The organism is Solidesulfovibrio magneticus RS-1, from assembly GCF_000010665.1.
GTDB lineage: Bacteria > Desulfobacterota > Desulfovibrionia > Desulfovibrionales > Desulfovibrionaceae > Solidesulfovibrio > Solidesulfovibrio magneticus.
In genome coordinates, this window is record NC_012796.1 from 3,788,116 (window position 1) to 3,809,425 (window position 21,310).

The 21,310-nt window shown below is 66.3% G+C and carries 20 protein-coding genes; 4 read left to right on the forward strand and 16 right to left on the reverse strand.

Annotated features, from left to right (window positions below):
- Window positions 1-21: 21 nt before the first annotated feature.
- Together DMR_RS15895 and DMR_RS15900 are read right to left on the reverse strand one after the other, a co-directional pair.
- Complete coding sequence (locus tag DMR_RS15895; protein ID WP_015862013.1) at window positions 22-2,136, reverse strand: ATP-binding response regulator; 2,115 nt, start codon at window positions 2,134-2,136, stop codon at window positions 22-24.
- A gap of 30 nt (window positions 2,137-2,166) precedes the next feature.
- Window positions 2,167-3,549, reverse strand: coding sequence for a tetratricopeptide repeat protein (locus DMR_RS15900; RefSeq protein ID WP_070098052.1), 1,383 nt, complete (start codon window positions 3,547-3,549; stop codon window positions 2,167-2,169).
- 341 nt (window positions 3,550-3,890) lie between these two features.
- On the opposite strand from DMR_RS15900, the gene DMR_RS15905 reads away from it, so the two are divergent.
- From DMR_RS15905 to DMR_RS15920, 4 genes are read left to right on the forward strand one after another with little or no spacing between them, the layout of a single operon-like run.
- Window positions 3,891-4,328, forward strand: coding sequence for a TadE/TadG family type IV pilus assembly protein (locus tag DMR_RS15905; RefSeq protein WP_043600889.1), 438 nt, complete (start codon window positions 3,891-3,893; stop codon window positions 4,326-4,328).
- Entirely contained in the window at window positions 4,324-5,718 is a 1,395-nt protein-coding gene (locus tag DMR_RS15910; protein ID WP_268741134.1) for a VWA domain-containing protein, read from the forward strand. Before DMR_RS15905 ends, DMR_RS15910 begins: the two co-directional genes overlap by 5 nt.
- Window positions 5,719-5,769: 51 nt before the next feature.
- Window positions 5,770-6,228: a TadE/TadG family type IV pilus assembly protein gene (locus DMR_RS15915; protein WP_043600892.1), complete on the forward strand. Its 459-nt coding sequence runs from the start codon at window positions 5,770-5,772 to the stop codon at window positions 6,226-6,228.
- Between the two features lie 10 nt (window positions 6,229-6,238).
- Window positions 6,239-6,565, forward strand: a complete 327-nt coding sequence (locus DMR_RS15920) for a hypothetical protein (RefSeq protein ID WP_015862018.1) — start codon at window positions 6,239-6,241, stop codon at window positions 6,563-6,565.
- 82 nt (window positions 6,566-6,647) lie between these two features.
- Here DMR_RS15920 and DMR_RS15925 read toward each other — a convergent pair whose 3' ends face one another.
- The 14 genes from DMR_RS15925 to DMR_RS15990 all read right to left on the reverse strand — a co-directional run bounded on the left by DMR_RS15925 (window position 6,648) and on the right by DMR_RS15990 (window position 21,291).
- The gene (locus DMR_RS15925) at window positions 6,648-7,004 is read right to left on the reverse strand and encodes a hypothetical protein (RefSeq protein ID WP_015862019.1); all 357 of its coding nucleotides are present in this window, start codon (window positions 7,002-7,004) and stop codon (window positions 6,648-6,650) included.
- 119 nt (window positions 7,005-7,123) lie between these two features.
- A complete protein-coding gene (locus DMR_RS15930) occupies window positions 7,124-8,068 on the reverse strand; it encodes a type II secretion system F family protein (RefSeq protein ID WP_043600895.1) in 945 nt (314 codons plus the stop codon).
- A gap of 12 nt (window positions 8,069-8,080) precedes the next feature.
- Window positions 8,081-9,061 carry a type II secretion system F family protein gene (locus tag DMR_RS15935; protein WP_015862021.1) on the reverse strand — a complete coding sequence of 327 codons (981 nt, stop codon included), beginning with the start codon at window positions 9,059-9,061 and terminating at the stop codon, window positions 8,081-8,083.
- A 61-nt stretch (window positions 9,062-9,122) separates the two neighbouring features.
- Window positions 9,123-10,496: a CpaF family protein gene (locus tag DMR_RS15940; protein ID WP_015862022.1), complete on the reverse strand. Its 1,374-nt coding sequence runs from the start codon at window positions 10,494-10,496 to the stop codon at window positions 9,123-9,125.
- 34 nt (window positions 10,497-10,530) lie between these two features.
- Window positions 10,531-11,697 carry an AAA family ATPase gene (locus DMR_RS15945; RefSeq protein WP_015862023.1) on the reverse strand — a complete coding sequence of 389 codons (1,167 nt, stop codon included), beginning with the start codon at window positions 11,695-11,697 and terminating at the stop codon, window positions 10,531-10,533.
- 25 nt (window positions 11,698-11,722) lie between these two features.
- Complete coding sequence (locus DMR_RS15950; RefSeq protein ID WP_043600898.1) at window positions 11,723-12,007, reverse strand: hypothetical protein; 285 nt, start codon at window positions 12,005-12,007, stop codon at window positions 11,723-11,725.
- Between the two features lie 146 nt (window positions 12,008-12,153).
- Window positions 12,154-13,740 carry a type II and III secretion system protein family protein gene (locus DMR_RS15955; protein WP_015862025.1) on the reverse strand — a complete coding sequence of 529 codons (1,587 nt, stop codon included), beginning with the start codon at window positions 13,738-13,740 and terminating at the stop codon, window positions 12,154-12,156.
- Window positions 13,727-14,629 (reverse strand): Flp pilus assembly protein CpaB, encoded by a 903-nt coding sequence (gene cpaB / locus DMR_RS15960; protein ID WP_015862026.1) that lies wholly within the window; start codon window positions 14,627-14,629, stop codon window positions 13,727-13,729. The genes DMR_RS15955 and cpaB overlap by 14 nt, the downstream gene beginning before the upstream one ends.
- Before the next feature lie 533 nt (window positions 14,630-15,162).
- Window positions 15,163-16,554 (reverse strand): sigma-54-dependent transcriptional regulator, encoded by a 1,392-nt coding sequence (locus tag DMR_RS15965; RefSeq protein ID WP_015862027.1) that lies wholly within the window; start codon window positions 16,552-16,554, stop codon window positions 15,163-15,165.
- Between the two features lie 28 nt (window positions 16,555-16,582).
- Window positions 16,583-17,881 (reverse strand): HDOD domain-containing protein, encoded by a 1,299-nt coding sequence (locus tag DMR_RS15970; protein WP_052279005.1) that lies wholly within the window; start codon window positions 17,879-17,881, stop codon window positions 16,583-16,585.
- A 122-nt stretch (window positions 17,882-18,003) separates the two neighbouring features.
- A complete protein-coding gene (locus tag DMR_RS15975) occupies window positions 18,004-19,170 on the reverse strand; it encodes a hypothetical protein (RefSeq protein WP_043600901.1) in 1,167 nt (388 codons plus the stop codon).
- A gap of 162 nt (window positions 19,171-19,332) precedes the next feature.
- Entirely contained in the window at window positions 19,333-20,073 is a 741-nt protein-coding gene (locus tag DMR_RS15980) for a hypothetical protein (protein ID WP_015862030.1), read from the reverse strand.
- Between the two features lie 36 nt (window positions 20,074-20,109).
- Window positions 20,110-20,763, reverse strand: a complete 654-nt coding sequence (locus tag DMR_RS15985) for a lactate utilization protein (RefSeq protein ID WP_015862031.1) — start codon at window positions 20,761-20,763, stop codon at window positions 20,110-20,112.
- Window positions 20,764-20,838: 75 nt separating this feature from the next.
- Complete coding sequence (locus DMR_RS15990) at window positions 20,839-21,291, reverse strand: hypothetical protein (RefSeq protein WP_043600905.1); 453 nt, start codon at window positions 21,289-21,291, stop codon at window positions 20,839-20,841.
- Window positions 21,292-21,310 lie beyond the last annotated feature (19 nt).

A 21,310-nucleotide genomic window follows, 5' to 3' on the forward strand; every position in this document is an offset into this window, starting at 1 on the left:
CTCCCGGCCGCCGGAGGCATCCTATTTCTTCTCCGCCAAGGCCGCCTCGATGGCGGCAGCCAGATCACGGCGCAGCACGGGTTTGAGGAGCAGTTCGCGGATGCCGATGGCCCGGGCCGCTTCCGGACTCATGGTTTCGCTAAAGCCGGTGAGCATGAGTACCGGCAGGTCAGGACGTGCGGCCAGGGCGGCCTTGGCCAGTTCCGCCCCGGCCAGGCCGGGCATGTTCTGGTCGGTGATAAGCAGGTCGAACTCGCCCGGCCGCTCGCGCAAGAGCGTCAGGGCTTGCCGGGAGTCGGTCAAAGCCGTGGCCGTGTAGCCCAGGGATTCCAGGAGTTCGCGGCCGATCTCGGCCAGGGCCTGCTCGTCATCGACCAAAAGCACTCGGGCGCGGCCTCGGGCCGGATCGGCCAGGGCGGCGGCCGGCGCGTCGCCGCCGCCGGACGCGTCCGGGGCCAGGGGCAGATAGACGTCGAAAAGCGCCCCGCCGCCGGCCACGTTTTTGACCTTGATCTCGCCCTTGTACTTGCGCACCACGCCATGGGCCACGGACAGGCCCATGCCGGTGCCCTCGCCAGGCTTTTTGGTGGTGAAGAAGGGATCGAACACCCGTTCGATGATGTCGGCCGCAATGCCCGGCCCGGTGTCGCGCACCCACAGGTGCAGGCACTGACTCGGCCCGGACTCCGCCGGCAGGGGACAGGCGGCGGCGGGCAGTTCCTCCAGCCCGACTTCCAGCAAGCCGCCGGTTTCGCGCATGGCGTGGGCGGCGTTGCCGCACAGGTTCATAATGATCTGCTGGATCTGGGACGGTTCGGCCAGGACGGCGTCGCGGCCGGGCCGGATGACCTCGCGGATCTCCACGGCGATGGGCACGGTGGCCCGGATGAGCTTGAGGGTTTCCTTGACCAGGGGCCCGACGTGCAGGCGGTTGGCCTGTTCGTCGGTTTGCCGGCTAAAGGACAGGATTTGCAGCACAAGATCCCGGGCGCGGCGGCTAGCGGACAGGATATGCCCCACCCGGCGCGACAAGGGCGTGTCCGGCGCGGCCTCGCCTTCGATCATCTCGGCAAAACCCATGATGATGCCGAGGATGTTGTTGAAATCGTGGGCGATGCCGCCGGCCAGGGTGCCGATGGCTTCCATCTTCTGGCTCTGGAGCAGGCGGCGTTCGAGATTTTTGCGTTCGGTGACGTCGTGGGCCACGAAGACCGTGGCCAGGGGCGCGTCGTCGGCGTGAGTGAGCGGCGAGGCGGTGATGAGGAATTCGCCGCGAAGGCGCGGCACGCTCAGTTCCTTGGAGTGGTAGCGGCCGTCGGTCATGGCCAGGACGGCGGCGCTGATTTCCCCGGGCCGGGTTTCGTCATCGAAGACAAAGGTGCAGGGCCGGCCCACCACCTCCCGGGGGGCCAGGCCCAGGCGGTGGGCCATGGCCAGGTTGAGGCGGCGCACGGAGTGGTCGCGGTCGATGACCACCACCAGATCCTGGACCGAATCAAAGATGCCTTCCCATTCCCGCTTGGCCGATTCGATGAGCTGGGTGACGCGTTCGCGTTCGTCGATCTCCCGGGTCAGCTTGCGATTGGCGGCGGCCAGGGCGGCGGTGCGCTCGTAGACCAGGGTTTCCAGGCGGCCCTTGAGGGCCTTGAAATCCCGCTCGGCCCGCCATTTGGCGCACAGCGAAGTGGCGAATTGCAGGATTTCCTGGGGATGGAAGGGCTTTTGGATGTAGAGGAGCTTGTCGATGGGCGGCACGCGCCGGGCGATGGTCAGGGGATCGACGTCGGTGAAGGCCGTGACCACCACGATCTGCACGCCCGGATCAATGGCGCGGATCTCTTCGGCGGCGGCCAGGCCGCCGCGTCCGGGCGGCATCCGCACGTCGATGAAGGCCACGGCGTAGGGCCGGTTCTCCCGAGCAGCCACGCGGAAGGCTTCCACCGCCTCCTCGCCCTGGCGGCAAAGCGTCAGCTCGAAAGTTTGGTCGCCAATCGAGGCGTCGCCGCCGAGGCTGTCGAGGCCGCCGAGGATATCGTCGGTGGGAGCCAGGATTTCGGTGAAAAGATCGAGAATGCGCGGCTCATCGTCGGCGATAAGCACCCGCATCAATTCCTGGCGCGTCTCCCCGGCTCCCATGGTAACTCCTTCCCGTCGAGGGCGTGCGGATCAGGGCATTTCCGAACGGTCGCTCTGTTCGGCGGCCGCCGGCGTAGGAGCCGGTTTGGGGGTCGGCTTGGGCTTGAGCGCGGCCGGCGGCGCGGCGGCGGCCGGGGCGGCCTGGACCGGGTTGAAGGGTTTGGGTTCCTGGACCAGGGGCGCGGCGGCGGATTTGGCCGGGCTGGCGGCGGTGGCCGGGGCAGGCGCGGCGGGCTGGGCCGTGGCGGCCGGGGCAGGCGCTGCCGGAATCGGCGCGGGCGTGGTCGGGCCCGGGGCAACGGCTGGCGCGCCCCCCGGGGCCGCAGCCTCGGAAGCCACCGGCAGCGGCACGACCGGCGTGGCGGGAGATACAGCCGGGACAGGCGCGGCGGGCTTGGCCGGAGTTTTGGCCGCGCTCTTGGCGGCCGCCGCCGGGGGAGTGGCCGCCGGCACGGCCGGAGCCGGCGTCGCGACAGGAGCCGGCGCGGGAGCAGGCGCCGCGGCAGGAGCCGAAGCCGGACCGGCGACCGGCGAGGCCGCCGCGACCGTCGGCAGGGTCACCTCTTCCACGGCCGACAGCCGGCTCAAATTGTCGTGGGCCGGAGGATAGAACCGGGGATTGGCGGCAATGGCCTTCTCGAAATATTCATGGGCCTTAGTCCGATCACCGGCCTCCATGTAGCACACGCCCAGATTGTTGAGGGCCGCCGATTCCGTGCCCACCGACACAAAGGCCGCGTAGGCCTCGTCGTAGCGCCCAAGCTTGCACAGGGCCAGCCCCAGATTATTGGCGAACTTGGGGGATTTCTTGGCGGACGAAGCCTTGCGGAAGGCTGCGGCCGCTTCTTCGCCGCGCCCAAGCAGCATCAGCGATATGCCGCGATTGTTCTCCACGTCCGGGTCGAAGGCGGCGCCCAGGGAGGCGTCGGACACGGCCAGGGCGGCGTCGGGCCGGCCTTCGCGGTTTTCGATGGCCCCCAGCAGGGCGGCCGCCCGGGACAGGGCGGGGTCCAGGGCCAGGGCCTTTTGCAGATACGGTCCGGCCTGGGCCTTGTTGCCGCCGAGATAATAGGCAAAGCCCAGCCCTTGCAAGGCCGGGGCATACTTGGGGTTGGCGGCGAAGGCCTTTTTGTAGGCCTGGGCCGCTTCGCCATAGTCTCCGGCGCCCAGGGCCAGATCCCCCAGGCGGGTCAGCACCGTGGCCGCGTCGGCCCCGGACTTCTGGGCGGCCAGATAGAGCCGGCCGGCCTCGGCCCTGTCGCCATGGGCCAAGGCGGCGTCTCCGGCGGCGATGGCCGACGCCCCGGAACCGGAGACAACCGGCTCCTTGCCCGAAGTCCGCCCCTTGGCCCCGGAGCCGCATCCGGCCAGCCCGAAAAGCAGCAGTCCCGCCACCAGCACGACGCCCGCCACCGACCTCCAGCCGATTCGCCTGCAATGTCCGTTGTCCATGGCGCGGTCATAACAGAGCGGCCATCCCGGGTAAACACGGCAGCCCGGCTCTCGTTCCACCCAGGCTGGAATCGTCTCGGCGCGCGGACGACGCGGTTAAGCGGTTTTGGCGAGATCAGTCCACGATTGCTGGAACCATTGGTTCCAACAGCGCTCCATCCTGGTTTCAATATCCACCTCAACCAGCTGACAACAAATGACTTTCAACTTTCCACCCAATATTTGGCCGCCGTGGCATGATTCTTCCATTTTGTCAGGAAAAACCGACTGCTCGAAAACGACACCAACCCGGGATCACGGCCATGAAGAGACTACACAACGACCAACGAGGCGTTGCCGCCGTGGAGACGGCCCTGGCGATGCTCGTCCTTGTCCCCCTGCTCCTCGTGCTGGTGGAAGGAGCGCGAGCGCTGCTCGAATACAAGCAACTGCAAAACGCGGCCATGGAAGGGGCGCGGATGCTCAACCGGCAAAACGGCGACACGACCGGAGTTGAGAGCTACATCAGCAGCCTGTTTCAAGGGAGCAATTCGTCCCAGACCATCGACGGCGCTCCGCCGACCGTCTCCATCAGCCCCCGTGACGCCAACAACAACGCAACAGTGCAGGTGGACCATGCATTCACGCCACTCATCGCCCAGTCGGGCAGCCAAGGCGGCTCGGACGCTTTCAGCCTTTCTGGCCTCAACAACCTCACGCTTTCGGCCAAGGTCGTCACGGCTTTGCCGGCCGCAAATTGACCGCAGCGACGTCCGGGGCGCTTCCAGCCTGCTCGTGGCGGCGTCGCTGGTCGCGGTCATGGCCGCGGCCGGCGTGGCCGTGGACCTCGGGCGGGTTTCCGTGGAGCAAAGCCGGCTGCAAAACGCCGTGGACTCCGCCGCCCTGGCCGGCAGCCTGCAACTGCCCGACGACCCGGACGTGTCCACCGGGGCGGTGACGGCCGCGGCCACGCAAAACCTGCTGGCCAACGACGCCGACGCCACCGGCATCCTGGTGGAGTCCGGCGGCGCCACCCGCAGCGTGTGCGTTTCGGCCGAAGCCAAGGTGGAAATGACCCTGTCCCAGGTCATCGGCATCGGCGACCAGACGGTCACGGCCGAGGCCTGCGCCGGCTACAACGACATTGAGCTGGTCATGGTCCTCGACGCCACCGGCTCCATGAAGGGCACGCCCATCGCCAACGTCAAGGAAGCGGCCACCAATCTGGTCAACCTCATCATGCCGTCCTCGTCTTCGACCTCCACCCGCTCCAAGATCGGGCTGGTGCCGTTCCAAGGCAAGGTGCGCATCGACGGCAACGATCCAGTGACGGCCGAGGCCAACCCCGACGGCGTGGGTCCGGGCTGCCGCAACGCCGACGGCACCCTCAACAACGGCAAGCTGCGCACCGAGTATTCCAAGACCACGACCAAGACCAACATCTTCTACGGCTACACCTTAAGCGGCGTCAGCACGACCTCGGACAAGACCTGCTCCGGCATGTCGCCCATCCGGGCCCTGTCCTCGGACAAAAGCGCCATCCTCTCCAACATCACGGCCTTAAACGCCGGCCAGGTGACCTCGGGCACGATCATCAGCGAAGGCATCAAGTGGGGACGCCACGTGCTCACGCCGACCGCGCCCTACGTCGAGGGCAGCACCGACACGAAGGTACGCAAGATCATGATCGTGCTTACCGACGGCGACACCGAGGACGGCCGTTGCGGCGGCTCCTACGCCTCGGCTTCCAAGACCATCAACACCTACTGGACCAACGCCTACTTCGGCCAGGGCCTCAAGCCCGACTCCAGCGCCTCGCCCTACTCCACCCTGTCCACGGCCGCCCTGACCCTGGCCCAGATCCCGGACTGCAAGGACGGCGGGCTGCTCAACACCTACGTCGTCAACGAGGCAACCTTGGCCAAGACCGACGCCAACTATCCTATTGAGATCTTCTCCATCCGGTTTGGCGACTCCGACTCCACGGACAAAAACCTCATGAAGCAGATCGCCTCGTCCAAGCCCGGCACCGAAGACCACTACTTCGACGCTCCCGACGAGGCCGGCATCAAGGAAATGTTCAAAAAGATCGGCCAGCAGCTGGGTCAGCGCCTGATGACCCGCAAGGAAGCCACCACGGGCACGCCGTAACCGGCCGCGATGCCGCTGGCGTACAGGAAACGAACACTGAAGAGGCCTGTCATGAACACCCCTAAGACCACAACGCCCCAGGCGCCGGCCCGGCCCGGCCAGACCGGCAGCCTGACCGTGGAGATGGCCCTGGTGCTGCCGATCCTGCTGACGCTGCTCCTAGGCATCTTGGAACTCGGCAACATCCTGCGCATCCAGGCGACCCTGCAAAGCGCCGTGGGCAAGATCGCCCGTTATGCCGCCACCCAGGAAACAACCACGACCTCGGCCAAGAACTACATGGACAGCGAAGGCCTCGTGCCCCTGGTCCAGCAAGCCGACAGCAACGAAGGGCCGCAGCTGACCATGTCGCCTTCCACGACGACGGCCTGCAGCGAAACGCCCTGCACGCCTTTCGAAGTGAGTCTGGAGTACACCTACTACGCCATAACGCCCCCCATGAAGCCGTTCTTCGACAATATCAAGCTATCCGCCTCGGCCAAGAAGATGTCCGAAGACTGGGGCCAGTAAGGAGCCTGCCATGAAAGCCGTTCGCGCCGCCGTCATCCTGACCGTCCTGGCCCTGGCCGCCGCCCTGCCGGCGCACGGCGCCTCCAAGGACGACGTGGTCAAGTTCTACCAGGGGTATCTGGAACTGGTCAGCGCCAGCAACTTCGTCGCGCTCTCGCGTGACACGCCAGACGCTTACGACGCCAAGTTCGACGAAGTGGCCAAGTCGGCCGGCTTCGAGAGCAGCGCCGACGCCCTGTCCGCCGCCGAGGCCTACGCCGCCGACAGCCAGGTGGCCGCGCTGAAGCAGTCCGTGGCCGACATGATCCTGCAGCAGTACAGACCCTACCGGGAATAACACATATTGGGGAAGGCGTCTTGTGCGCGGGCGCGGTCCGGGGAAACTCCCCGGCCGCGCCCGTTGTCTTTGGCGGGCGGAATCAAAAAAGGAAAGCCAGGCGGCCGGTAAACAAGGCCAGCCCCAAGGCCCCCAGGACCAGGGCCGCAAGGACGCGAAAAAGCAGGCTGCGTCCCAGGGGGCCGGACAGCAACGACCCCAGGCCCGGACCCGACGGGGCCGGGATGATGTGCTCGCTGCGCAGCAGCCGGTAGATGCCGACGAGGGCGACGGCGCAAATGGCCAGGGCCACAAGGTTCTCGGGCCTGGCCAAAAAATCGGACAGCCCCGAGGACAGCCCCTTTGCTCCGGAACCCAGGTCGGACACGGCGTCGAGCACGTCCTGGCGTCCCTGCTGCAACTCTTTTGCGCCGCGCACGATGTCGTTGGCGTTGGCCATGGCGTGTCCCTTTCCCCCGCGCCGTATTCCGATTTCACTTCTGACGGGAAACCGGCCTGATACAAATTACACCGATGGCTTTCGCCGTTGCTCGACCCGCACAGACGTCCTGTGCGCCGTTACTTGCCCATGCCGCCGAACATCTGGAAGATACGGATGCCGGCCGGGCCGAGGATGACGATGAGCAGTGTCGGGAAGATGAAGAAAATAAGCGGCATAAGCAGCTTGACCGGGAGTTTGGCGGCCAGCTCCTCGGCCAGCTGGAAACGTTTGGTGCGCATGGAGTCGGCGTAGACCCGCAAGGTCTGAGCGATGGAAGTGCCGAACATGTCAGTCTGGATAAGCATGGCCACGAGGCTGCCCACGTCTTCCAGGCCGATACGGGCCGAGAGGTTTTTGAGTGCCTCGCGCCGGGCCTTGCCGGCCCGCAGTTCCAGGGTGAGCAGGCGCAGTTCGGCGCTTAAGATCGGGTCCTTGAGGGACATTTCCTGGCAGACGCGGTAGATGGCCGCGTCCAGGCCCATGCCGGCCTCCACGCAGACCACCAGCAGGTCCAGGGCGTCGGGCAGGCTTTTCTGAATGGCTGTCTGACGGGCCTTGACGCGGGAGTCCAGTATCATTCCGGGAATATAGAAACCCGCAGCCGTCAGCCCCACCACGACGAACAGCTTGTACTGGCCCGGCACCTTGCCGGACATGGCCGCCAACGCGCCCAGCACCAGCCCAACCAGGGCGGCGCCGGCCTTGATGCCCCAATAGATTTCCAGGGCGCTGGGCTGGCGGTAGCCGGCCTGCACCAGGGAGCTTCTGGCTTTGGTGAGTTCCTGGGCCTCGCGGGGTTTGACCAGTTCGCCGAACCAGGCCGCCGCGCGCCGGATGCTCCCCTCGATCCAGCCGAAGATGCCCGGCCGGCCGCCGTCCTTAAGCCGGCTGTCGGTGACCAGGGCCACGGCGCGCTCGGCCATGCGCCGACGCCGCCTCCCCTCCTCGCGCAGGGAAGCCACGGCATAGGTGAAAAGTCCCACGCTCAGGGACACGAGCACTGCGATGACGAGGCTGTCCACGGCCGGCCCCTCCTAGACTTCGATCCGCACCATCTTGCGGATGACCAGTATGCCCATGGTGATGAGTCCGGCCACGCCGTAGCTCATGATCCGGCCCATGGGATCGGTGAAAAGCAGCCCCAGGTAGCCGGGGTTGACGAACTGGATGACGGCGGCCACGCCAAAGGGCAGCAGGCACAGCACCCAGGCGGCCATGCGCCCCTCGGCCGAAAGCACCTGGATGCGCCCCTTGAGCTTGAACCGCTCGCGGATAAGCCCCGAAATGTTGCCGATGATCTCGGCCAGGTTGCCGCCGGATTCGTTTTGGATCTTGACCGAAACCACGAAGAAGTTGAGGTCCGGGCAATCCACCCGGTCCATGAGGTTGTCCAGGGCCGTGGTGACGCCCATGCCGAAATTGATTTCCTCAAGGGTGGTCTGGAATTCGACCCGAATGGGATCGGCGAACTCGCTCACCACCATGCCCATGCCGCTGGTGAAGGTGTGGCCGGCCCGCAGGGCCCGGCCCACGAGTTCCAGGGCCTCGGGCAATTGGCGCTCGAAATCGGCCATGCGCTTGTCCTTGCGCATGACCACCCACTTAAACGGCAGCCAACCGCATACCCCGGCCACGGCCAGGCTCAGCAGCGGATTGCTCAGGTACAGCGAGGCGGCCAGGTAGCCGGTGACGGCGAAAATAAGGGAAAGCATGACGAAGATGCCAAGCGGGGCCTTGATGTCGGCCTGGTCGAGCATCTTGTCCATGCGTCGGCTCCAGGCCTGGCGCGACAGCAGCACGTCGAGCCAGCGAAGGCCGCTTAATTCATGCTTCTTGACGAGGTCGGCCGTATCCAGCCCCAAGCCCTCGCCCCGGGTCACCTGCTCCACGCGCCGGGCGATCTCCTTGCCGGAGGTGTCCGTAAGCCGGCCGATGAGCACCACCACGGCCACGGCCAAATAGACCAGGGACAGCAACAGGGCCAGGGACAGGATGTTCGGCAGCCCGGGAGTCATGGCCGCCCCGGAAGCCGGCCCGGGCCGGCGGACGCTTGGGTTGGGCCGCGTTCCATGACGCCTAGACCTCCACCACGTTTCGTGGATCGAAAATCCCTTCGGGCATGCGAATCCCCTTGGCCTCGAAGCGGCTGGCGAACTTGGGCCGGATGCCCCGGGCCATGAACACGCCCTTGACCTTGCCGTCGGCCGTGACCCCGCGTTGCTCGAATGCAAATATCTCCTGCATGGTGATGACGTCGCCTTCCATGCCGGTGAGTTCCTGGAAGCTGACGAGCTTGCGGCTGCCGTCGGAGAAGCGCGAAATCTGGACGATGACGTCCACGGCCGAGGCGATGTAGCGCTTCAGCGACAGGGCCGAAATATTGAGTCCGGCCATGGCGACCAGGGTTTCCAGACGCATGAGCGCGTCGCGGGGGGTGTTGGCGTGCAGGGTGGCCAGGGAGCCGTCGTGGCCGGTGTTCATGGCTTGCAGCATGTCCAGGGCCTCGGCGCCGCGCACTTCGCCGACGATGATGCGGTCGGGACGCATGCGCAGGCAGTTGCGCACCAGATCGCGCTGGGTCACTTCGCCGCGGCCCTCGATATTGGGCGGGCGCGATTCCAGGCGCACCACATGGTCCTGCTTGAGCTGCAGCTCGGCGGCGTCTTCCACGGTGACGATGCGCTCGTCGTGGGGGATAAAGCCCGACAGGCAGTTGAGCATGGTGGTCTTGCCGGTGCCGGTGCCGCCGGAAATGAGGATGTTGAGCCGGGCCAGGACTATGCCCTTAAGCACGTCGGCAAAATCCCGGGTCATGGCCTTGAAGCGGATGAGATCCTCGATGGTCAGCTTTTCCTTGGCGAATTTGCGGATGGACAGGGCCGGCCCGTCGATGGCCAGGGGAGGAATGATGGCGTTGACGCGCGAACCGTCGGGGAGCCGGGCGTCCACCATGGGCGAAGACTCGTCCACCCGGCGGCCGACCCGGGAAACGATGCGGTCAATGATCTTTTTTAAGTGGTCGTTGTCCTTGAAGCGCGATTCGGTCAGGACCAGCTTGCCGCCCCGCTCCACGTAGATCTGGCGATAGGAGTTGACCAGGATGTCGTTGACGCTTTGGTCCTTGAGAAAGGGTTCCAGGGGCCCAAGGCCCAGCATCTCGTCCTTGACCTCGGTGATGAGCCGGTCGCGCTCGGCCTGATTGAGCGGCGTCTGGTAGAATTCGTCGCGCAACAGCCGCTCGACGATCTTGCTGATCTCGCCGCCTAGGGCCGACTCCTCCAGGGTGTCAAGGAGGGTGAGATCGATCAGATCGATCAAGCGGTCGTGGATGCGGGTTTTGATCTCGTAGTATTCCTGTGAGATCGGGCCCAAGGCTTCCCGCCGCTCCGGGGCCGGGGCCTGGGCGCGGGGCATCTGGTGGCGCAAAAGGGGCGGGCGGCCGCGTTCCATGCACTATCTCCTTCACTGCCGCCTGGGGCGGCGGTCATGACCGTCCGCGCAGGAACTTGAGTCCGAACAGGGATTTCTTGGTTTCCTGGGCCGGGCTTGCCGGGGCCAAGGCCGCGGCCAGATCGCAAAGGGCCCGGGTGACCGGGGCCTTTGGCGCGGTCTCCAGCAAGGTCTTGCCCTGGTTTATGGCCGACAGGGTGGTCTTGTAGTCGTTGGGCACGCGCCAGAAAACCGGCAGCCCCAGGGCCTTTTCCATGTCCTCCACCACCAGATCGCTTTCTTCCAGATGGCGGTTGACCACGATCTTGAGCTTGTCCTCAAGGCCGGCCTCGGCGTGGCGCACGTTGTCGAGGAAGCGGCGCACGTTGGCCAGGCAGGGCAGGTTTTGCACCGAGACCAGGACGATGGCGTCGGAGATGTCCATGACCTTGAGGGTGATCTCGTCGAGATACATGCCCAGGTCGATGACCACGGTGTCGAAGACCTGGCGCATGAGTTCCAGGAGCTTGGAGATGTTCTCCGGGGTGGCCATCTGGAGGTCGTCCAGGCGGCTTGGCGGAGCCAGCAGGTACAGTCCGGAGGGATGGCGCGACATGACGCTCATGAGATAGGTGGCGTCCAGGCGGCTGATGTTGCCGAGCACCTCGCCCCAATGGTATTTGGGGGCGAGGTCGAGGAACAGCTGGGCCTCGCCGAAAGGCAGGTTCATGTCCATCAGGGCCACCGAGGCCCCGTCCTTGAGGGTCTGGCAGGCGGCGGCCAGGTTGACGGCCAGCGAGGTGGTGCCCACCCCGCCCTTGGCTCCGAAGATGTTGATGATGCGCCCCTGCTTGCTGCGCCTTGGCCCCCGCACCGACTCCCGGCGCTCCTTGAAGCGCCAAAGGGCCATGCGCACCTCTTCATGATCCACGGGCTGGGGAAAAAATTCGCGCACGCCCTGGCGCATGAGCCGCATGAGCACCTCGGCGTCATAGACCTGGGCGGTGAGAAACACCTCCCGGTCGCCGCGCCGGGCCACCATCTCGGCCACGGCCTCCAGTTCGGCCTCGCCGCCTTCGGCCAGCTCGCGCACGAGCAGGTCGGCATACTCCTCGCCGGCTCCGAGCACCTCGAAATCGCCGTCCTCGGACAGGCATTCCTCGAAGGCCCCCCGGGCAGCCGAAGGGGGCATGTCGAGAATCACGGTGAGCTTGTCGCGCATGGATCGTCCCCTCGAGGCCGCGGCCTCACTTCTGCTGCAAGAAGGCCTCGAACCCGCCCGAGCCTTGCTTTTTCTCTTCCGGGGCCTGCTTTTCCAGACGGTCATAAGCCAGGACTGCCCGTGTGCCGCCCATGGCGTCCACGGGTTTGTCGTCCACCACGGCCGGGGCGATTTTCTGGGCCTCGAAAACCGTATGGTAGGACTTGCCGTAGTCCCAGCCGATGTTTTCCTTCTCGGCCTGGCAGCCGGTCAGGGAGCCGGCCAAAAGGCCGGCCAGGGCCGCCGCCACGATCCATAACATGTTTCGCATGGCTTGCTCCATCCCGCTTTCGGGAGTTGGCCCGGGTGTTGCGGCTCGCATCGCGTCCTCGGGTAAAGGCCGTTGTGGTTGCCCCGCCGCCGTGAGCACGCGGGTTGGGCGGATGTCGCGCCTGCCGATATTGCCCTGCCGGGCGTCTAATAGCCCTTGGGTTCGGTCGGCCGGGCCGCGGCCAGGGGCACGGCATGGCCGAAGTCGCCGTCGATTTCCGCCCCGGTGCGGGTGATGGCCCCGCCCGGTGCGCCGGCGGCGGCCTGGGGCCGCTTGATGCCGAGGAAAAACTCCAGGTCGTCGGGCTCATGGACCCCGTCGGTGGGCAGGATCATGTCTTTCTTGTTGAGGGGCTTGACCAGATGGGCGGTAATCAGAATCACCAGTTCCGACTGGTCCTTCTGGTAGCTCGAGCTCTTAAACAGATTGCCGAGCACCGGGATGTCGCCGATCCAGGGGTACTTGTCCACGGATTCGCGGCCTTCTTCCTTGAGCAGGCCGGCGATGGCGAAGGTCTGGCCGTTTTTGAGTTCCACCGAGGTGGAAGCGCGCCGGGTCAACACGGCCGGAATCTCGAAGCTGTCGAGCTTGATGGCCCGGGTATAGTCGAGGTCGGACACCTCGGGATTGACCTGGAGGCTGATGACCTCGCCGGCCACGGTGGGGGTGAACTTGAGGCCCACGCCGAATTCCTTCCATTCGATGCTGGTGGTGCCAAGACCCGAGGGCACGGGCACGGGGATCTCGCCGCCGGCCAGGAACTTGGCCGACTGGCCGTTTAAGCACACGAGATTGGGTTCGGCCAGGATCTTCACCAACCCGTTTTGCTTGAGCAGGTCGAGCACGGCGGTCATGGTGGTGTTGCCGGCTCCGCCCCAGTTGGTGCTGAAGCGCATGGCGGCGGTGCCTTGGCTTAGGCCCACGGTCTTGCTTTGCTCGGGCTGGTTGAACTCCCGGAAACGCGTCTGGATGGTGGCGCTTTCCGTACTGCTGCTGCCGTCGCTGCCGTTGAACTTGATGGTGCTGTACTTGTAGGCGTTTTGGACGTTGTCGATGTTAAAGACCGTATCGGCCAGGGTGGAAAGCCCGCCAAGGAGAGTATAGCCGAAATTGCCGTCGCCCACGGCATTTAAGTTGATGCCCATGCGGTTGACCACGGACTTGGACATCTCGGCCACCCGTACTTCGAGCATGACCTGCTGCACGCCGCTGACCGACAGCAGGTTGAGGACCTTTTTGGGGGCGTAGACCTCGGCCAGGGATAGGGCCTTTTTGAGGCTCTCGGCGTCGCGCACCGTGCCGGACAGGGCAATGGAATCCTGGCTGGCCAGGACTTCGATGCCGGTCTCGCCGGGCATCACGTCGTGGAGCATTTTCTTGAGGCGCGAGGCGTCCGGGGCCACGTCGAGGTCGTAGACGGCGCGGATCTTGTCGCCCTTGTCCCACAGCGTGAGATTGGTGATGCCGGGCGCGCGGCCGGTGACATAGATCTGGCGCGGCGAGAGCAGCACGAAGTCGGCCACGTCGGGCTGGGCCACCGATACCCGGGCGATGTCGGCGTCGCTTTGCAAAATCACCGACTTGCCGATGGTCAGGGCCAGACGCGGCGCGGCGCGCACGGCCACCGGCGCGACGCCGCCCCAAACAATCTGGGCCGGCGCAGCCAAAACCAGGGAAAGCGCGATGGCCAGGGCGCGCGCCCACAGGCGCGGCAGGCAGTTACGGCTTGGCATGGCCCTTGTCCTCCGTTTGTATACCGGTGAGGGTGTCGAGGCGCACGCGTTCGCGTTCGGTGCCCCGTATGGTTTCCACGCTGTAGCCGGCGTCTTCCTCGGCCAGGGCTCCGGCGTCGGCGATGGGCGGCCCGGCCGGCGCGGCGGCGAAAGCTTCGAGGCTTTTGGCCACATCGGCCCCGGAAGTGGTCACGATGTCGGCGTCGCCGGGAGTGCGAAGGGCCAGATGCAGGCTGCCCGTGTCGCTGGCCAGGGCCAGGCGTTCGGCCTCCTCGGGCGCGACCATGAGCGTGTAGAAGTCGGTGTTGGCCAGTTCCTCCCGGCCGTCCTTGCCGATCTTGGTCTCGCGCTCGGTGCCGGTGGTGAGGATGGGGACGTTTTCCAGAATGATCTTGTTGATCTTTTCGTCGTTTTTGCCGTTGGGCACGGGATAGGTCACCAGCACGTCCACCCGGCAGCCCGGGGTGATGAGGCCGCCGGAACCCATGATCTTGCTGCCCTTGATGGTAAAGGCCCGCTTGCCTGGGGCCACCGAGGCGTCCAGGCCGCCGCTGGTCGCGCCCTTGGGCATGAGTTTGTCCGGGGTGATGGGATCGTCGGGAGAAATGTCGCGGGCGCTGATGCGGCCGTAGGCTTCCTGAACGTCTCGCAAGGCCCCCTGGGGCGCGGCCTCGGCCTCGAAGCCCTTGGACTTGACCATGGAGGCGTCCAGCCGGCCGCCCTTGGGGATGGCCCGGGCGGCCACCACCACCTCGACCTTGGGTGCGGCCGGCTTGGCCTGCTCGACCTTGGGCGCACGCACGGAACCCAGCCAGCGGATGGTCAGGACGCCGGCCGTCAACGCCAGGATGACGGCCAGAATGATGTGGGGTACGGCCTTGGTTTTCATGCGGGCCTCCGCCTGCTTGCCCCGGGCCTCCGGCAATGCGGCCGGAAGGGGTCTGCCTTGGGTGCGGCGTATAACTTTTTCAAACGATGTGCCTGGTCCGCCGGGATTGGTCCTTCTTCTCAAACACCATGGCGTCTTCGGGGCAGGCATTTTTCCTGCGGCAAGGCCCGTCCGGCCCCGTCTTGCGGCCTTGGGCCGACCAGACGCCTGTTGCGGCGCTTGGAACTGAGCAAGAAGCCTGCCAAGCAAACGAAACGGCCGCCGAAGGACTTCCGGCGGCCGTTTCGGCAAGAGGCGATGGCGTATGGGGGAGCGTCAGGATTGACCGGCAACGCCCATCCGGGCAGGCAGGATCGCATCAGGGACAGCGGCGCAACGCCCTGAAAAAGCCCTCTTCAGGCATGGACGGCCGGAGGATCACCCGGCCGCCGCCCCCCTTATACCCTTTCTCCAGGAGGGGGGTCCGGGGGCCTCAGGCCCCCGGCTGCCGGAGGCATTCTTCCGTCCCGCCGTCTCGCCGTCTTTCCCTGTCGTCAACCAGCGTATTCGGACGGGTCGATGCGATGTTTTTGCAGCTTGTTCCAGAGGTTTTTGGGGCTGACGCCAAGGCTGCGGGCGGCGTCTTTTTGCACGCCGCCGGCCTTGCGCAGGGCGGTGAGGATCATGTTGCGCTCCATGTCCTGGAGGGTGTCGCGCAGGTTGCCGGCCATGGGGCACGGGCCTTCGGGCGAGGCTTCGGGGGCGGGGCGACGCGAGGCTCCGTCCAGGGCGCGGCTGATCTCCACGGCGGTGAGCACCTCGCCGGAACTCATGATGGCCGCCCGCTCCAGCAGGTTGGCCAACTGGCGCACGTTGCCCGGCCAGTCGTAGTCGAACAGCAGCTGCATCCCTTCGCGGGAGACGCCGCGCAAATTGATGCCGACCCGGGGGCCGATGCGCTCCAGGAAGTGTCCGACGAGAAGGGGCAGGTCTTCCTTGCGGTCTCGCAGGGGCGGCAGGGGAATGGCGGCGACGCTAAGGCGGTAGTACAGATCGGCCCGAAAGAGCTTTTGCTCGACCAGGCTTTGCAGCTCCTGGTTGGTGGCGGCGATGATGCGGATGTCGATGTCGATGGGCTTGCCGCCGCCCACCCGTTCGATCTGTTTCTGCTCCACGGCGCGCAGGAGCTTGGGCTGGAGGAAAAGCGGCATGTCGCCGATTTCGTCGAGCATGATGGTGCCGTGGTCAGCCAGCTCGAATTTGCCTTTTTTAAGGCCCACCGCTCCGGTGAAGGCACCCTTCTCGTGGCCGAACAGCTCGGATTCGAGGAGGTTTTCCGGGATGGCGGCGCAGTTGACCTTCACGAAGGGCGCGTCGGCCCGTTTGCTTAAGGCCTGGATGGCGTCGGCCACGACTTCCTTGCCGCAGCCCGATTCGCCGGTGACGAGCACCGTGGAATCCAGCGGCGCCACCCGGCGCACCATGTCCACCACGGCGCGCATGGCCGGGGACTGGCCGACGATGGTCGGCCCGCGCCCGGCGGCCACGGCGGACTTCAGCTGGCGCAGCTCCATGAGCAAGGCTCGCCGCTCCAGGGCGCGCCGAATGACCACTTCCATTTCGGCCAGGGAAAAGGGTTTGGCGAAAAAGTCGTAGGCTCCCAGGCGCACGGCGTCCAAGGCCTTTTCCCGGGCCGAATAGCCGGACATGACGATGACTTCGCTGTCCGGGGCGGCCTCCTTGAGCTTGGAGAGCCCCTCGATGCCGTCCATGCCGGGCAGCATGACGTCGGTGAGGACCAGATCGAAGGTCTCGGCCTTGGCCCGGGCCACGCCCTCCTCGGCCGTGCCTACGCCCACGGGATCGAAATCCTTGGCGGCAAGGGCCTCGCACAGCATTTCCCTGAAGGCGGCGTCGTCGTCGATAACCAGGATTCGGGCGGGCATCAGCGCTCCGGCGGGCTTTGGGGCAGCCTCACGGCGGCCCCTGGTGGTCCGGGAAAAAACTCCGCATGGTATCGGCCAGGCGCTCTTCCATATCCGGCACGAGTCCGGCCAGGGACTCGCCGGTCAGGCCCAAGGCGGCCCAGGCAGCCGGCTCCACGGCCGGAATGCGCCGGTTGCCGCTGCCGCCCCAGCCCATGGCCGTGGCCACCACATCGGCCAGATGGACGACAGCCGGCTCGTCGATGATAAACGGCTCGTCGAGGTCATGATGGTAGCGCACCATCTTTTCGAGGTTGGCCGGAAACTGCCATTTCTGCAGGAGATGGCCGCCCAGGGCGGCGTGGTCGAAGCCCAGCACTTCGCGTTCGGCCAGATGCAGCGGACAGCCCTCGGCTTCGGCCCGACGCATGGCGGCGGCCATGTGGGCCGGGGCCTGCTTGAAGGCGATGATGCGGCCGATGTCGTGGAGCAGCCCGGCCACGAAGGCGGTCTCGGGATTGACCAGTCCCGTGGCCTCAGCCAGGGCCTGGGCGGCGGCGGCGCAGCCCACGCTGTGCTCCCAGAAAAGCCGCATGTTGACCCAATTTTGGGGGATGTCCTGAAAAAGCGGCAGCACGGACACGCCCAGGGCCAACGTGGCCAGCTGGCGCGCCCCGACCACGGTAACGGCCCGGGACAGGCTGTCGATCTTGGCCGGGAACCGGCCGCGCATGGCCCGCATGGTGCGGGCGTAATAGGAGCTGTTGACCAGGCGCAGGAGTTTGGCGGCCAGGGACGGATCGTGTTTGATGCTTTCGGCCGCGTCCTCGACGGTGCTGGCTGGATTGCCCAGCACTTCGCTGATGCGCAGGTAGACTTCCGGGGGCGAGACGAGTTGGGGTTCGTCGCGCAAGAGCGCGTCCATGGCGAGGTGTCCGGGCTCGGATTCGACCGTGCGCCAGGAACGGTCCTCTCCGCCCTCTCCGGCCGGGACGCCCTCGGCCAGCCGCCGCCGGACCTCGCGGTCCAGGGCCAGGCGAAAGAGCACGTCGCAGGGAGACGCCGCCAGGGTACAGCAGGCAAAGCGTTCGCGCACGGCAGCCTCGGCCGCCTCCAGCACGTCGGGCCGGCCCTGCGCCGCATCGGGCGCAGCGGCGGCCGGCGTATCCGGACACGTCGAGGCCTCCCCGGCCACTTGGACTTCGGCCAGATTCCAGGCCAGCAGGGATTTGAGATGGCCGGCGTCGAGAACCGTGCCCCGGGGCATGAGAAACCGTCCGCCCGGGGTGAGGACATCCTCGGCCAGGACCATGCCTGGAGAAAGTTCGGTAACCGCGCGTCTGACCATGGCCTCCCGCCGTCGCCTGTCCGGCGGCCTTGCCCGGCCAGGGCCGGCCATGCGCCAGCACCCCGCCGTCTCAGGCTTTTTCCGCCAGTGATCATGCAATCATACGGGTTTGCGACAGGCTGTCAAGAAAGGCCGGCGGAGGAATCAGCCGCCTGGGGCGGCTGCCCGGCCATCTCGATAACCAGACGCGGCGGCTGGCTGGCGCTGGCCGGCTCCTGGCGGACGGCTCCGCCATTTTCGTTGAGGAAGTTGATGCCGGCGGCCACCGGCCCCACTTCGCCGCCTGGCAACGTCGCGCCCTCGATGACCAGGACGGCCCGGCCGCCCGAGGCGGCGTACAGGCGCACGGTCACAGCCCCCACGGCGGCGTCCAGGGACTGTCTGACCAGGGCGGCCAAGGCGGCCAGGAAGGGCTGTTTGCGGGTACGCAGGCGCAGGCCGGGGACGATCTCTCGAACCACGGGATCGCTGCCGGCGGCCCGGGGCATACGGTCGAGGATGGCGGCCAGTTCCTCGTCCAGGCGCACGTCCTGAAGATAGGGCTCCCGCTTGTCGCGCCGCTCGAATTCGCCGCGGTGGCGCTCCAGATCGGCGGCCATGCGGTCCTTGAGTTCGGCCACGGCGGTGACTCCGGCGGCGAGCCTGGGCATGGCCCGTTCAAGCAGGGTCTGGCGCAGGGATTCGAGATCGGCCGCAGCCCGGTCGGGCTGGCCGCCGCGCAGGCCTTCGGCCACGGCGGCAAAGGCGGCCTCCAGACGCGGCGCGGCGGCCAGGGCCCGGGAAAGGCGCAGGAGTTCCAGGTCCATGGCTGAAATGGCGTTGCCCACGCCGTGCAAGTAGGCTCCGGCGGCTTCCACCTGGCCGGCGGCGTAGGCGGCCTCGGCCTCGGTTTCGGCCAGGCGTTCCCGAAGCCTGGATTCGCGCAGGGCCCGAGTGCGGGTGCGCAGCAAATCCGTGCGTCGGGCCATGCGCTGGGAAAGGGCGTCATGGGCCAAAAGCAGGGCGGCCTCGGCCTGACGACGGCGGCGGCCGTCCCTGGCGGCCAAGAAAGCCAGCCCCAGGCCGCCGACGGTCAAAAGGCCCATGACCAGACGCATGAGCCGGATACGCGATTCTATCGCCGGCAGGCTGGCCGCCAGCGGCTGGATCACGCTTTCATAGTCCATGACCACAGCCCAGCCGATGGTGATGCAGATGGCCGCAGCCAAGGGCATGACCACGTCGGCCTCGTTGAGGCCGACGCCGATCGACGGACGCTGGTCGGGTTCGGAATCGGGCGATGGCGGCATGGTTTCCTCCTGGCAGGAATCGTGCCGGATGCGCAAGCACAGGCAGGACACGGGCGGCGCCGCCGCAATCGGCCGGATGCCCGGCAACGGGCAAGCCGAGGCGTTATCCGAAAAATCGTGACGGGCAGGCGCGCTCCACGGTTGGTGGAACGCGCCCGCTGTTTACTCCGGCAGGGAGATGCCGAAATCCATGCTGCCAAAGGAGTCGATGTTGTCTTCCATGCCGGTGCGCTCGACGTTTTCTTCCGCGGCCCGGGGGGCGGCGGGCTTGGACTTGCGCCGGCGGCGGGCGATGATCTCCTTGAGGAGTTCGTCGCGGCCCATGTAGCAGTCCAGGCACATGTCCTCGCGGGGGCTGAATTCCGAGGAGCGCTTGCGCAGGTTGCAGACCCGACACAGACGGTGGTCGGCCACGGCCACGGTCGGTTCGTCCTCGTCCTCGTCCTCGGCGAAGGCTTCCTCGGGAGCATCGACGATCTCCTCGTCGCCCTCCTCGGGGAGTTCCCGCTCGCGTTCGCGCTCACGCTCCTTGCGTACGGGCTTTTCCTTGCGCGCCTTGGCCGCGGCCGGGCGTTCGACGGCCGGTTCGTCGCCGGCGTCGGCTTCGATGCGCAGGCTGTAGGGCCCCTTGCGGGTACGCAGCGTCAGTTCGACGGCGAGCAACTCCGGGAACAGCTCGGCGAAAATCCGCACCAGTTGGAACTTCTTGTCCACGCCCTTGCGGCGCACCCGGATATAAGCCCGGTTGCCCTGCACCGTGGGCCAGATGGCCTTGTCCAGGTTGGCCTGACCGTCCTGCAGGAACCGGCCTTCGACCACGAAGCCTTCCTCGCAGATGAAATAGTCCGTTCCGGGCTCGCAGTGGAAATAGTCCGCTTCCGGGGGTATTTTCTTCCAAACCAAAGCCGCTTCCTCATCCGGCCGCGCGCGGCGGCCCTGTTAGAATCCCAGATCCTGATTGATCAGGACCACCGTGACGCGTCCCCGGGGGAAGCACTTCTCGGTAATGGTCCACACGTTGCAAATGCGCTGCGGGCTGCCGCAATCCTGGCAATGGGAGGTGGCCACGCAGGGCGTGTTCTTGGACAAGCGCATGGCGTTGACCGGGGCGGCGTAATTTTTGACGCGGGCCATGCCCGTAGCCACGTCGGGCACGATCTTGTTGCGCCCCAGGAGCACCACCACATGTCGGGGGCCGAAATTGATGGCGCAGGCCCGGTTGCCGATCATGTCGAGATTGACGAGCTTGCCGTCCTGCGTGACGGCGTTGGAGCCGGTGACGAAGAGGTCGGCCAAAAGGGCCTGACGGCGGCGTTCGTACATTTCCTCGGCCGGGATGGCATGGTCCATGGTATTGATGATGGACAGCTCCGGCCGGGCGGCCAAAAGCACCGGCAGGCCGGTGGCAGCCAGGGTCATGGAACCGCCGTAGGACACGACCTTGGGCGCCGTGGCCGGCAGCACCTCGCCGATGACGACCTGGGCCGCTTCCTCGGCGTCAGCCACGACATGGACGAGAAAATGATTGTCCGAAAGAGCCTTGGCCGTGTCGGCCAGGCGTTTTTCGAAGTAGGCCTGAACAGGCGCCAACATGCCGCCTCCTTTGCCGCCCATGCAGCGGCGAAGCCCTTTTAATCGCGTCGCCCAAAAAAGCAAGGCATGGAATGGTCAGGGGTAGAGATTGCGCAGCTCTTCGAGAAACTGGGGCAAGGTGGCGTCGCGCCGGTTCTTGCGCACAACGACCCAAACACCCCAGGATATGGGGATGTTACGATTCTTGCGATCCGTGTAAAAGCCGTCGAGTCCGCTGACGATGCGCCCGGCCGGCATGTCCGCGAAATAGGCGTCGGACTGGCGCATGATGCTGTCCATGATCTCGGAGCAGATGGTGTATTCGTTTTTGAGCGTGATGCCGAGGATGTTCTCGTTGAGGTTGAAGCCGTCGAAGATGCCCAGCACCAGATCGGTCTTTTGTTCCCGGGACAGCCCCGACCAGTAGGATCCGGCCCGGCGTTGGGCCTCGGCGGCGCAGGCCGGCGCATCGCCAAAGGCCGCCACGGCCAGCAGCAACAACAGCAGCGCACAAGTCGCAGTCCGCCCGCAAAAACGCCCACGCCCCATCAAAGCCCCCCGGTTCCGC